The sequence below is a fragment of the Methylosinus sp. LW3 genome, assembly GCF_000527115.1.
In the GTDB taxonomy this organism is placed as follows: Bacteria; Pseudomonadota; Alphaproteobacteria; order Rhizobiales; family Beijerinckiaceae; genus Methylosinus.
In genome coordinates, this window is sequence record NZ_AZUO01000001.1 from 2,076,981 (window position 1) to 2,089,145 (window position 12,165).

At 65.2% G+C, this 12,165-nt stretch carries 11 protein-coding genes; 7 read left to right on the forward strand and 4 right to left on the reverse strand.

Features of this window, described 5'->3' with window-relative positions; translation table 11 throughout:
• The first annotated feature begins 105 nt into the window (after positions 1-105).
• The 5 genes from METLW3_RS0110570 to ppx all read left to right on the forward strand — a co-directional run bounded on the left by METLW3_RS0110570 (position 106) and on the right by ppx (position 6,322).
• A complete protein-coding gene (locus METLW3_RS0110570) occupies positions 106-675 on the forward strand; it encodes a CDP-alcohol phosphatidyltransferase family protein (RefSeq protein ID WP_083967416.1) in 570 nt (189 codons plus the stop codon).
• Positions 662-1,807 (forward strand): AI-2E family transporter, encoded by a 1,146-nt coding sequence (locus METLW3_RS0110575; RefSeq protein WP_024879890.1) that lies wholly within the window; start codon positions 662-664, stop codon positions 1,805-1,807. The genes METLW3_RS0110570 and METLW3_RS0110575 overlap by 14 nt, the downstream gene beginning before the upstream one ends.
• Positions 1,808-1,811: 4 nt before the next feature.
• Positions 1,812-2,504, forward strand: a complete 693-nt coding sequence (locus METLW3_RS0110580; protein WP_024879891.1) for a DnaA/Hda family protein — start codon at positions 1,812-1,814, stop codon at positions 2,502-2,504.
• A 61-nt stretch (positions 2,505-2,565) separates the two neighbouring features.
• A complete protein-coding gene (locus METLW3_RS0110585) occupies positions 2,566-4,797 on the forward strand; it encodes an RNA degradosome polyphosphate kinase (RefSeq protein WP_024879892.1) in 2,232 nt (743 codons plus the stop codon).
• Positions 4,787-6,322: an exopolyphosphatase gene (ppx, locus tag METLW3_RS0110590; protein ID WP_024879893.1), complete on the forward strand. Its 1,536-nt coding sequence runs from the start codon at positions 4,787-4,789 to the stop codon at positions 6,320-6,322. The genes METLW3_RS0110585 and ppx overlap by 11 nt, the downstream gene beginning before the upstream one ends.
• Positions 6,323-6,343: 21 nt before the next feature.
• Here the strand turns inward: ppx and METLW3_RS0110595 are convergent, their stop codons facing one another.
• Together METLW3_RS0110595 and rnd are read right to left on the reverse strand one after the other, a co-directional pair.
• Positions 6,344-6,748: a hypothetical protein gene (locus METLW3_RS0110595; RefSeq protein ID WP_024879894.1), complete on the reverse strand. Its 405-nt coding sequence runs from the start codon at positions 6,746-6,748 to the stop codon at positions 6,344-6,346.
• A gap of 339 nt (positions 6,749-7,087) precedes the next feature.
• Positions 7,088-8,260 carry a ribonuclease D gene (gene rnd / locus METLW3_RS0110605; RefSeq protein WP_024879895.1) on the reverse strand — a complete coding sequence of 391 codons (1,173 nt, stop codon included), beginning with the start codon at positions 8,258-8,260 and terminating at the stop codon, positions 7,088-7,090.
• Between the two features lie 344 nt (positions 8,261-8,604).
• On the opposite strand from rnd, the gene METLW3_RS0110620 reads away from it, so the two are divergent.
• Complete coding sequence (locus METLW3_RS0110620; protein WP_024879896.1) at positions 8,605-9,591, forward strand: tetratricopeptide repeat protein; 987 nt, start codon at positions 8,605-8,607, stop codon at positions 9,589-9,591.
• 21 nt (positions 9,592-9,612) lie between these two features.
• Here METLW3_RS0110620 and METLW3_RS0110625 read toward each other — a convergent pair whose 3' ends face one another.
• Both METLW3_RS0110625 and zigA read right to left on the reverse strand, forming a co-directional pair.
• Entirely contained in the window at positions 9,613-10,218 is a 606-nt protein-coding gene (locus tag METLW3_RS0110625; RefSeq protein ID WP_024879897.1) for a DUF1826 domain-containing protein, read from the reverse strand.
• Positions 10,208-11,434 (reverse strand): zinc metallochaperone GTPase ZigA, encoded by a 1,227-nt coding sequence (gene zigA, locus METLW3_RS0110630; RefSeq protein WP_024879898.1) that lies wholly within the window; start codon positions 11,432-11,434, stop codon positions 10,208-10,210. Before zigA ends, METLW3_RS0110625 begins: the two co-directional genes overlap by 11 nt.
• Positions 11,435-11,597: 163 nt before the next feature.
• Between zigA and METLW3_RS0110635 the strand changes: the two genes are divergently transcribed.
• Positions 11,598-12,125 carry a hypothetical protein gene (locus METLW3_RS0110635; RefSeq protein ID WP_134188054.1) on the forward strand — a complete coding sequence of 176 codons (528 nt, stop codon included), beginning with the start codon at positions 11,598-11,600 and terminating at the stop codon, positions 12,123-12,125.
• The last annotated feature ends 40 nt before the right edge of the window (positions 12,126-12,165 follow it).

The window sequence follows — 12,165 nt, forward strand, 5'->3', positions numbered from 1 at the left end:
GTGTGTGCGCGCGCTCACAGTCGCGACGACGGCGCCATTCGCGCGACGCGCCTGCGGACATCTGCGGATACGCCCTAGCGCCGAGCCCTCGGCGCGCCAGATATGATGATCATGCGTTCTCTCTGCCTGCGCTGGCTGCCGAATTTCATCACCATCGGGCGTCTCGTGCTGACGCCGGCCGCGATCGACATGATCGTCGGCGATCATTGGCGCGCCGCCTTCGCGATCTTCGCTCTCGCCGGAGCGTCGGACGCGCTGGACGGCTGGCTGGCCAAGACCTTCGATCTGCGCACCGAGCTCGGCGCCGTGCTCGACCCCATCGCCGACAAGGCGCTGATCGTCTCCATTTATGCGACCCTGGCGTTCAAGGGCGTGCTGCCGCCCTGGCTCGCTCTGCTGGTGATCTCGCGCGATGTGATGATCGTCGGAGCGGTGTTCGTCTCCTGGCTGCTGGCGCGTTCGATAGATCTCAGCCCCTTGCCGGTCTCCAAGGCCACGACGGCGGCGCAGCTGCTGCTCGCGGCCATTGTGCTCGCGGGCGAGGCCTTCGCCATTCCGCTCCACGGCGTGGACAGCCTCGTCATGGCTACGGTCGCGGCATTGACCGTCGCTTCCGCCAGCGTCTATCTCTGGCGCTGGGTCAAGCTCATGGGACCAGACGATGTCGGAGCGTGAGATGGAGGAGGCGCGCGTCCCGAACGGGCTCGACCGGCGGCTCGCCTTTTGGACGGCGGCGATTCTTCTCGTTTTCGCGCTGTTCTATTTTCTGAGCCCGGTTCTCGCGCCGTTTCTGGCGGGGCTCGCGCTCGGCTATCTGCTCGATCCGGTCGCCGATCGGCTGCAGACGCTCGGCCTCTCGCGCCTCGGCGCCTCTTTTGTCATTTTGACCGTGTTCGTCGTGCTGGCGGCGGCGATCGTGCTGCTGGTCGCGCCCGTGCTCACGCGGCAATTCAGCGAGTTCATCGAGAGCCTGCCCGGCTATCTCACCACTCTGCAGGGGCTGCTCACGCGCGTCAGCCGCGAGGCCACCGGCGACTTCATGCGCAGCGTCTATGAGAAGCTCGGCCTGCCGGTCTCCGACGCCTCGCTCGACACGCAGAAATATGTGAACGACCTCGCCAGCGAGGCGGCGCGCATGGGCGGCGCCTTCCTGAAATCGCTGGTCTCCGGCGGCGCGGCGCTCGTCAACATGGTCTCGCTGGTGGTGATCACGCCGGTCGTCGCCTTCTACATTTTGCTCGACTGGGACGATATGGTCGCGACGCTCGATCAGCTGACGCCGCCGCGCTATCGCGACGATGTGCGCGCCATCGCCCGCGACATAGACAGAGCGCTGGCCGGCTTTCTGCGCGGGCAGGCGCTGGTCTGCCTGTTCCTGGGCCTGTGGTACAGCATCGGCCTGTCGCTCATCGGCCTGAATTTCGGCTTTCTCATCGGCGTCAGCGCCGGCGTGCTCAGCTTCGTGCCCTATGTCGGCTCGATCACGGCTTTCGTCCTGTCGATCATCGTCGCGCTGGTGCAGGGCTGGCCGGATTGGCGCTTGCTGGCCATGGCGGTGGCGGTCGTCTCCACGGGCCTCTTCCTCGACGGCAATGTGCTGTCGCCGCGCCTCGTCGGCGGCTCCATCGGCGTGCATCCCGTGTGGCTGATGTTCGCTCTGCTCGCGGCGGGATCGTTGTTCGGCTTCACCGGCCTGCTGCTGGCGGCGCCGGTTGCGGCGGCGCTCGGCGTCATTCTGCGCTTCGCCGTGCGGCGCTATCGGCAGAGCGCGCTGTTTCTCGGCCCGGCCGCGCCGGGGGAGAGCTGAGCCCATGCCGGAAGGCGACGCTCGCCGCGGCCCCGCCCAGCTCTTTTTCGATCTGGCCGGCGAGCCGCGCTATGGCGAAGCGGATTTTCTGATCTCGCCCGCCAATCGCGCGGCCTATGAGATGATCTCGCGCTGGCCGGATTGGCCGGACAGCGCGCTGCTGCTCGTCGGGCCGCCGGGATCGGGCAAGACCCATCTCGGGGCCATTTTCGCGCGTCGCAATGGCGCCGTTCTCGTCTCTCCGACCGAGATTCCGGAGCCCGGCCGGCTCGCCGGCGCCGTTGCGCTGCTCGATGGGCTGGAGGCGGTGACAGACGAAACCGCTCTGTTTCATTTGATGAATTTCATTCGCGAGAGCGGCGGAACGCTGCTCGTCACCTCGCAGCGGCCGCCGTCGGCGTTGAAAATCGCGCTTCCCGACCTATTGTCGCGTTTACGTCGTGCGCCGGTCGTAGAAATCGGCGCGCCGGACGATTCTCTGATTCGCGCCGTGCTGGAAAAGCTGTTCCGCGACCGTCAGCTGGCGGTCGAGGCGACGCTCGTCGACTATGTCGCGCTTCGGCTCGAGCGCTCGCTCGAGGCGGCTCGCGCCTTTGTGCGCATGCTCGACGAGGAGGCCCTCGCGCGCGGCCGTCCGGTCACGCGCGCGCTCGCGGGCGAGCTTTTGCAGCTTCTCGACGCCTCACGCGGCGCGTGAGGGGTTTCGGTCGGCGGAAAATCTGTCAGAATCGCGCCGGCGGGCGAGAGGTGGAAAAAGCATGACGAAGCATATCCAGGACAATCTCGAGGCCGAGCGCACCGGAGCCGATATTCCCGTCATGGACAAGCCGGGCGATCTCTTGGAGCGCCCGCAAGAGCTGGCCGCTCTGCCGCAGCGCTTCATCAATCGCGAATTGTCCTGGCTCGAGTTCAACCGCCGCGTTCTCGAGGAGGCGTCCAACCGCAATCATCCGCTGCTCGAGCAGCTGCGCTTCCTGTCCATCTCCGCCAATAATCTTGATGAATTCTTCATGGTGCGCGTCGCCGGCCTACGCGGCCAGGTTCGCACCGGCGTCGCTACTCTGTCGCAGGACGGGCTGACGCCCGCCGAGCAGCTGGTGAAGATCAACGAGCGGGTGGCGCTGCTCACCACGGCGCAGACGCGGCGCTGGCGCGAATTGCGCCGTGAGATCGAGGATGTCGGCATCGTCATCGTCGAGCCGGGGCATCTCTCCAAGGGCGACCGCGAATGGCTGGAAGAGCATTTCATGTCGCGCATCTTCCCGGTGCTGACGCCGCTCGCCATCGACCCGGCGCATCCTTTCCCCTTCATTCCCAATCTCGGCTTCACTCTGGCGCTGGAGCTGGTGCGTCCGGGCGATCGCAAGACCTTGCATGCGCTGGTGCGTCTGCCGTCCAAGATCGAGCGTTTCGTGCGACTGCCGAGCGCGGGAGGCGCGGGGCAGGGGCGCGAGCGCTTCATGCTGCTGGAGACGCTGATCGCCATCAATGCGCAAAAGCTCTTCCCCGGCTATCAGCTCAAGGGGCAGGGCATTTTCCGCCTCATTCGCGATAGCGATCTCGAGGTGGAGGAGGAGGCCGAAGATCTGGTCCGCCTGTTCGAGACGGCGTTGAAGCGTCGCCGCCGCGGCTCGGTCATTCGCCTCGAGGTCGCCTCGGACATGCCCGAGGCGCTGCGCGCCCTCGTCGCCGAGGAGCTCGATGTCGGTGGGGACGAGATTTTCGTGCTCGACGGAATGTTGGCGCTGAACGATCTCTCGGAGGTGGTCGGGCTCGATCGGCCCGATCTCAAGTTCAAGCCCTACACGCCGCGCTTTCCCGAGCGCGTGCGCGACAATGGCGGCGACTGCTTTCTCGCCATCAAGCAGAAGGACCTCGCGGTCCATCACCCTTACGAGTCTTTCGACGTCGTCGTGCAATTCCTGCAGCAGGCGGCGCGCGATCCCAATGTGGTCGCGATCAAGCAGACGCTCTATCGCACCTCCTCCAACAGCCCCATCGTGCGCGCACTGGTGGAGGCGGCGGAGGCCGGCAAATCGGTGACGGCGCTGGTCGAGCTGAAGGCGCGCTTCGACGAGGAGGCCAATATCCGCTGGGCGCGCGATCTCGAGCGCGCCGGCGCGCAGGTCGTGTTCGGCTTCATCGAGCTGAAGACGCATGGCAAATTGTCGATGGTGGTGCGCCGCGAGGGCGGCAGCATCGTCACCTATTGCCATGTCGGCACCGGCAATTATCATCCGGTGACGGCGCGCATCTATACGGACATCTCGCTCTTCACCGCCGATCCGGCGATCGGCCGCGACGTGTCGCGCATCTTCAATTTCATCACCGGCTATGCGGAGCCCGCCGGGCTCGAGCGCATGGCGGTCTCGCCCATCTCGCTCAAGACGCGGCTGCTCGAGCATATCGAGCAGGAGATCGGCTTCGCCAAGGCCGGCAAGCCGGCGGCGATCTGGGGCAAATGCAACGCTCTTGTCGATCCGGAGATCATCGACGCGCTCTATCACGCCTCGCAAGCGGGCGTGTCGATCGAGTTCGTCGTGCGCGGCATCTGCTGCCTGCGGCCGGGGGTGCCGGGCCTTTCGGACAATATCCGCGTGAAATCGATCGTCGGGCGCTTCCTCGAGCATGCGCGCGTCTATTGCTTCGGCGGCGGCCATGCGTTGCCGCACGCCAAGGCCCATGTCTATATCTCCTCGGCCGATCTCATGCCGCGCAACCTCGACCGCCGCGTCGAGGTGCTGATGCCCATCACCAATCCGACGGTGCATCAGCAGATTCTCGATCAGATCATGCTGGCCAATCTCATCGACAATGAACAGAGCTATCGCGTCTTGCCGGATGGCTCGTCCTTACGCATAACTCCCCCTGAGGGCGAAGAGCGGTTCAACGCCCATAAATACTTCATGACCAACCCGAGTCTCTCTGGCCGTGGCAAGTCTCTCAAGGAATGGCGCCCGCGTTCGCTCCTCAAGCCGCGTGAGGAATGACGCGGCGGAGGTCGAGGCCGCGGCGCATGCGGAAGCAGCGCAGCGGCCGGTCGCAATCGTCGACATCGGCTCCAATTCGGTGCGCCTCGTCGCCTATTCGGCGTTGCGGCGGGCGCTGACGCCGATCTTCAACGAAAAGGCCATGTGCGGGCTCGGGCGCGGCGTCGTCACGACGGGCCGGCTGCCCGATGACGCGATTCGCAAAGCGCTCGCGGCGCTGCGGCGCTTTCGCTCGCTCTGCGAGATCATGGAGATAAGCGACATAGAGGTGATCGCGACCGCGGCCGCGCGCGACGCCGTCAATGGCGCCGCCTTCCTCGCCGCCGCCCAGGAGGCGATCGGCCGCGAGATTTCGCTGCTGTCGGGCCGCCGCGAGGCGGAGCTTTCGGCGCTCGGCGTCATCTCCGCCATACATGAGCCGGATGGCGTCGTCGGCGATCTCGGCGGCGGCTCGCTCGAGCTCATCGACCTGCAAGATGGCGAGATGGGCGAGGGGGTCACGCTGCCGCTCGGCGGTCTCGCGCTGATGGACGCCGCCAGCCGCTCGACCCGCCAGGCGGCGCGCATCGCCCGCAAGGCGATCGACGAGGCGCTGCCTCTGCAGCGGCTCAAGGGGCGGACCTTCTACGCCGTCGGCGGCACATGGCGCGCCTTGGCGCGGCTGCACATGCGTCAGCGCAATTATCCGCTCGACATGATGCATAATTACCGCATTCCGACCAGCGACGCGGCCGAATTCGCCAGCCTGTTGGAGCGCGTCGACAGCGAGGCGCTGGCCGATATCGCCGCGGTCTCGACGGCGCGCCGTCCGCTGCTCGCCTATGGCGCGATCGTGCTCGACGAGGTGATTCGCAAGGCGCGGCCCAAGGAGATCGTCATCTCCGCCGCCGGCGTGCGCGAGGGCCTGCTCTATGAGCGCCTCGCTCCACAGCAGCGCGCGGCCGATCCGCTGGTCGCCGCCGCGCGCGAATTGGAGGGCGCCATGGCGCGCGCGCCCGGCTATGGCGATGAACTCATCGCCTGGACCGACGCGCTCTTTTCCTCCTCCGGCCTGCCGGAGACGGAAGATGAGGCGCGGCTGCGCCATACCGCCTGCTTTTTGTCGGATGTCAGCTGGCGCGCCCATCCGGACTACCGCGCCAATCAGGCGATGAATGTGATCGCCAATTCCGCCTTCGTGGCCGTCGATCATCCGGGCCGCGCCTTTTTGGCGTTGGTGGCGGTGCTGCGCCACGCCGGGCCGGACAGTGAGGGCGCTCTTCCGGTGCGTGGCCTGCTGTCGCCGCGCCTGCTGGAGCGCGCCCGCGTGCTCTCGGCGGCGCTGCGGGTCGCTTATCTGCTGACGGCGGCCATGCCCGGCGTATTGCCGCGCACGCCGCTCGTCACTCATGAGGGGAAGCTGGTTCTGTCGCTGCCGCCGGAATTCGCCGATCTCGTCAGCGAGCGGCTGGCCAGCCGCTCCAAAGCGCTCGGCCGACTCATCGGTGCCGAGGCGATTATAGAGGCCGCCGCCCCCGTGCTCTGACGGAGGCGGCGCCCTTCATTTTTAGTAGGCCGCGCGGGGCGCGACGCGCTCGCTCGTGCTCACCGTGACGGCGCCGGCGTCGGCAGAGCAGGAGAAGCGCAGCGTCTTGGCGACGGCGGTGTCGAGATTGGCGGAAGAACCGCTGGAAATCGGCACGATGAAGCGTGTCGTCGCCGTGGTCGTGCCGGCCGCCTCGAGCGTGGGCGCGTCGAAGACGATCACCGTCAGCCGGCAAGCGCCGGAACCGCCCACGAAATAGCTCAGCACATGTTTCTGGCCCGCGTCGAAGCTGGCCGCGGCGAGCGGCTTCAGCGTCACGGGCGCAGCCGCCGGGCCGTAGGGCTCGGCGTGCAGGGCCACGCCCGCCGTGAGGCTCAGCACAGCGGCGAGGGCCAGAGCGAAGATGCGTTTGCCTGCAGTCATCATGGTCTATCCTTCCTCGAATTCAGCGACGGCGCCGGAAAGCGCCTCCTGCGACCACCGCTCCTCGAAGCGCCGAAGCCGCGTCGAGCTCGCGTTGCGTCGCAACATGACTGTATGTTGCAGCGCAGCAGCTCGATTTCAAGGCGCGGTTTGTCGCAGGGCTGTCTCTATAGAACTATTCGATTTCACAATGAATTCAGATCGAAAGATGAGTTGTGCGTCGCAAAATGGATAGGTTCGTGCGGGCTGGATGGGTCGGCAAAGAGCCACCCATCCCTATCCATGAGGATAGGGATGGGAATGGGTGAAAGAATGGGGAGCCTGCCTACCCGGAGGCTGACTTCAGCGCGCGGCGCTCTCGTCCAGTTCTTGCCAGTCGAGGGTGACGACCCTGCCTTTTTCGACCGCCAGGGCGAGCCGTCCAGCCTTTAGCTGCAGAGCTTTGTCGCCGAAGATCGCCCGCCGCCAGCCGGACAGGGCAGGGACATCCGCCCCATCGTCGGCGGCTATGGCCTCGAGGTCTTCGACGGTGGCGATCATCTTGGTGGCGACGCCCGTCTCTTCGGCGACCTGCCGCAGCAGCACCTTGAGCAGCTCGACCGTGGCGCCGCTGGAGCTGCCGCGCTTCTCGCGCTCTATGCGCGGCAGGGTGGCGGGATCGCGCTCCAGCGCTCTTTCCACGGCGGCGACGATTTCCGCCCCCGAGCGCGAGCGCTCGAGCCCGCGCGGGAAGGCGCGCAAATTGCCGAGCGCCTCCTGCGTGCGCGGGGCGGCGAGGGCGATCTCGATCAGCATATCGTCCTTGAGCACGCGCGAGCGCGGCACATCGCGACCCTGCGCCTCGGCCTCGCGCCAGGCGGCGAGCTCCATCAGCACGGCGAGGTCGCGCGGCTTGCGCACGCGATGACGCAGCCGCTCCCAGGCGTTCTCCGGGCTCTGCTCATAGGTCTCGGGCGTCGTCAGCGTGCGCATCTCGTCGACGAGCCAGTCGAGCCGATTGGAGCGCTCGAGCCGCGTGCGCAAATGCGTGTAGATCTGACGCAAATGGGTGACGTCGGCGATGGCGTAGTCGATCTGCGCCGTGGACAAGGGCCGCTTCGACCAATCGGTGAAGCGCGAGGATTTGTCGAGGCTCTCCTTGGAGATGGCTTTCACCAGCTCGACATAGGAGACCTGATCGCCGAAGCCGCAGACCATGGCCGCGACCTGAGTGTCGAACAAGGGCGCCGGAATCAGCCGCGCCAGCCGCCAGACGATCTCGAGATCCTGGCGGGCGGCGTGGAAGACCTTGACCACGCGCTCATTGGCCATCAGCTCAAAAAAGGGCGTGAGGTCGAGCCCTTCGGACAGGGTGTCGACGGCGAAGGCCTCCTCGGGCGAGGCCAGCTGGATGACGCAGACCTTGGGCCAGAAAGTCGTTTCCCTCAAAAACTCCGTGTCCACGGTGACGAAGGGATGACTGGCGAGACGGGCGCAGGCGGCGGCGAGATCTTCGGTAGAGGTCAAGAGGCTCATCGACATGCAGTCTTAGAGTACTTTTTTGTGGTCCTGAAGGGCTTGCGTGCATGTTTTCGCATTCTTGCCGCATGTTTTCGACTGATTTTCCCGGCGGACCGCCCGAGCTGGCGCTTCTCGCGGCGGCTCGCGGGGCGCGCGCGATAGCGGCCAATCTGTTGAGCCGTTTTGGAAAATGATCTATCCGAGAGGGGATGAGGACGTCTCCTCCTCCCATTCTATGCGCCCGGCCCGAGCGGCGGTCCGGCGCGGCGCGCGTCTCGATGCGCAGTTTTTCCGATTGCTCTCGATGCGGCGAAATGAAATCATAGTGAAATAGTCAACTATATGGAGCCCTCGGCCACATGGCGCCCCACGCTTTCGCCTCCACCTCGTTTCAGTCTCCGCTTCGTCTCGCGCTGGCGGCGGCTTTTTCCCTCGTTTGCGTCGCAGCCGAGGCCAAGGGCGACGCCTGGGCGTCCTGTCGCGCCGCCGATCCGGACAAGCGCATAGAGGGATGTGGCGAGGTCATCGCCCGTGGCGACAAGGAGACCAAGCCGAACCGCGTGGCCGCCTATGTCAATCGCGGCGGCGCCTATCACACCAAGGGCAATTTCGACCGTGCGCTCGCCGATTACGACAAGGCGCTGGAGATCGATCCGGCCTCTTCCGTCGCTCTCGCCGATCGCGCCGCCGCCTATCGCGCCAAGAGTGATTTCGACCACGCCATCGCCGATTACGACAAGCTCGTCGCCGCGCAGCCCAAGGCGGCGGCCTATCTCGGCCGTGGCGGCGCCTATCAGAGCAAAGGCGAACTCGACAAGGCGATTGCCGATTACGACAAGGCGCTGGAGCTGGACAAGAAATCCGCCGCTGCTCTGGCCAATCGCGGCCGCGCCTGGCGCGCCAAGGGCGATCTCGACCGCGCGCTCGCCGATTTCGACGCGGCGATCAAGCTCGAGCCCAAATCCGCGCAGGCCTATCTCAACCGTGCCGCGCTCTATCAGGGCAAGGGCGATCTCGACCATGCGCTGGCCGATTACGACAAGGCGATCGCCAGCGACGGCAAGCTCGCCATCGCCTATAATAATCGTGGGCTGACGCTGCACGCCAAGGGCGAATTCGACCGCGCTATCGACGATTTCAGCAAGGCGGTGGCGATCGACGTCAAATATGCGCGCGCCTATCTCAATCGCGCCAACGCCTATCGCGGCAAGCGCGAGCTCGATCGCGCCAAGGCCGACCTCGAGCAGGCGCTGGCGCTCGATCCCAATCTCGCCTCGGCGAAGAAGGGGCTGGACGAGGTGACGAAGCAGCTCGCCGCCCGCGCCGCGGCTGCGCCGGCGCAATAATCCCGCGATGCGCTCGCGCCGTCAGCGCGACGGCGTGGGCGCTTCGTCTATGGCGAGGAAGAGCCGCTCGATTCCCGTTCCGGCGATCGGCGGCGATCGATGGGGAAGGGCGGGGATGTCGGCGCTCGCCGCCTTTTCGCCGCGCAAAATCGCGACCCAGCCGCGTTCGAGCTGCTGAATCGAATTTTCCGCGAGCGGATCGGCTTCCGGTCCCGGCGCGATCCATTGCGTGCCCGGGCCGCGATAGGTGGTCACGAGACGAAAGCGCACGAAATCGACATGGAATAGCCGGCAGGCGTCGTCGGCGATCGTCTCCAGCCTGACTCGCAATTCGCCCGCCCGAGTCGCCTCGCGATAGAGGCGCGCGAGGCGAATGACGTCATTCGCCAACCATTCGGCGAGCCACTTCGGCCCGAGGGCGGCCTCGTCGAGAGCGTCGATGAGCGCGCGGGGCAGCGCCTCCTCGGCGCCGGTCACGCGCAACCTCAGAGGCTGTGCGAGACTCATCGCATCCAGCGTTTCCGCGATCCGCGGCTCCAGCGTGCGCGGCAACAGGCAGATGGAGCGGGATTGCATCAGTCGGCGAGAGGAGTTCGACGGCGGCGTGGCCGCCTCGTCACGCAGCATCGGCGCTCTCCCAAGCGGGGAAGGGATCGACGAGCGAGCGATAGGCGGAGGCGTCGAAGCGTTTCGGCTTTTGCGGCCCGACGAGGCAGGCGTCGAGCGCGGCGCGAATCGCGGCCTCGTCCATGCCGATTCCGATGAACACGAGCTCCTGCCGGCGATCGCCCCAGACCTCGTCCCAATTGCGCTCGAAATGGCGCTTCCAATCGGGATGATCGGGCCAATGCTGCTTCGGCACGGCGATCCACCAATAGCCCATGGCCGTCACGCGGGCGATCGCGCCGGCGATCGAGAATTCGCCGACCCATTTCGGCCGGGTGGCGAGCCAGAAATGCCCCTTGGCGCGCACCAGTCCGGGCCAGGTCGCATTGATGAAAGCGTTGAATTTTTCCGGGTGGAACGGACGCCGCGCCCGATAGACGAAGCTCTCTATTCCATATTGTTCCGACTCCGGCACGTGCTCTTCCGGGCTGTAGAGCGCCTTGTGCCATAGCGGATGGCGCTCCGCCTTCTCCTCATCGAAGAGGCCGGTGTCGAGAATGGCGTCCATCGGCGCCGCGCCGAAATCGGTCTCGACGATGCGCGCGTCGGCGTTCAGCGACTTCACCACTTTGCGCACCAGCGCCAGCCGCTCCTCCGACACCGCCGAGGCCTTGTTGAGGACGATGACGTCGGCGAATTCGATCTGCTCGACGAGGAGATCGACGAGGGTGCGATCGTCATCCTCGCCGGCGACCTCGCCGCGGTCGCGCAGAAAGTCGTTCGAGCCATAGTCCTGCAGCAGGCTGGCGGCGTCGACGACGGTGACCATCGTGTCGAGCCGCGCGAGATCGGAGAGGCTGGCGCCATTCTCGTCGCGAAAGGAGAAGGTGCTGGCGACCGGCAGCGGCTCGGCGATGCCCGTGCTCTCGATCAGCAGATAATCGAAGCGGCCTTCCTCGCCGAGGCGCCGCACTTCCGCGAGCAGATCGTCGCGCAAGGTGCAGCAGATGCAGCCATTGGTCATTTCGACGAGCTTCTCGTCGGTGCGCGACAGCTCTGCGCCGCCGTCGCGGATGAGGTCGGCGTCGATATTCACCTCGCTCATATCGTTCACGATGACGGCGACGCGCCGGCCCTCGCGATTATTGAGGACATGATTGAGCAGCGTCGTCTTTCCGGCCCCGAGAAAGCCGGAGAGGACGGTGACGGGGAGGCGAGGGTCGGGAGTCTGGGCCATGGCGCGCCATATGTTATGTTATAACATATATAGGCGTAGCCGAGCGGGATAGCGGCGTCAAGCGAAGGCGAGGGTGGGCCGTGGATTCGCTCAAGTTTGATCTATGCGCACCCATCGATGCATGTTATATAGATATATTAACATGTGATAGCAGGAGATTTGCATGGAAAGTAAGCTACTTGACATGTTTGACGAGGGATACCGAGAAGCCGGCATATCTCCTTCCGTTCGCGCCGAGGCTTTCGACGATTTCCTGACGATGAAGTCGATTGCCGCAAAGCGGACATGGACCTTCGGGAATGGTCTGGGCGCGAACGCCGGAGCCGTTTGTATGGGAGGCCATTCCAAGGAGCTGGTTCGCAATTTGTGCGTCCGCATCGACGCCCTCACCCTCGCGCAACTCGATGCAGTCACAGACGTGATGGAGTGCTCGAAGCAAGAGTTCGTCTTGGAAGCCGTGTCGAGCGCAATAGCAAAGGCTACGACTAATTTGCGCGCGCAAGGCCTCTCTCAGCCATTGGAGCAATCGCTGCGGACTCAATTAGAGAAAGCCGAGTTGAGCTACGAATATTCCGACGACGCCAAAGGTGGAGCACTGCGCTATCGTGGCGAAGTTATTCTCAATCGTGATTCTCGAAAGCATGAAAATACGGTCAATGCGGTCAGAAATCTGATCGCGAACGGCGAATAAGTCGCGCCAATTCGCTAGAGCATTATCCGATCCGATCGGA

Excerpts from the sequence above, each read along its gene's own strand:
- METLW3_RS0110570 (WP_083967416.1), top strand. The coding sequence starts at position 106 with ATGATCATGCGTTCTCTCTGCCTGCGCTGGCTGCCGAATTTCATCACC.
- METLW3_RS0110575 (WP_024879890.1), top strand. The coding sequence starts at position 662 with ATGTCGGAGCGTGAGATGGAGGAGGCGCGCGTCCCGAACGGGCTCGAC.
- METLW3_RS0110580 (WP_024879891.1), top strand. The coding sequence starts at position 1,812 with ATGCCGGAAGGCGACGCTCGCCGCGGCCCCGCCCAGCTCTTTTTCGAT.
- METLW3_RS0110585 (WP_024879892.1), top strand. The coding sequence starts at position 2,566 with ATGACGAAGCATATCCAGGACAATCTCGAGGCCGAGCGCACCGGAGCC.
- METLW3_RS0110595 (WP_024879894.1), bottom strand. The coding sequence starts at position 6,748 with ATGATGACTGCAGGCAAACGCATCTTCGCTCTGGCCCTCGCCGCTGTG.
- rnd (WP_024879895.1), bottom strand. The coding sequence starts at position 8,260 with ATGAGCCTCTTGACCTCTACCGAAGATCTCGCCGCCGCCTGCGCCCGT.
- METLW3_RS0110620 (WP_024879896.1), top strand. The coding sequence starts at position 8,605 with ATGGCGCCCCACGCTTTCGCCTCCACCTCGTTTCAGTCTCCGCTTCGT.
- METLW3_RS0110625 (WP_024879897.1), bottom strand. The coding sequence starts at position 10,218 with ATGCTGCGTGACGAGGCGGCCACGCCGCCGTCGAACTCCTCTCGCCGA.
- zigA (WP_024879898.1), bottom strand. The coding sequence starts at position 11,434 with ATGGCCCAGACTCCCGACCCTCGCCTCCCCGTCACCGTCCTCTCCGGC.
- METLW3_RS0110635 (WP_134188054.1), top strand. The coding sequence starts at position 11,598 with ATGGAAAGTAAGCTACTTGACATGTTTGACGAGGGATACCGAGAAGCC.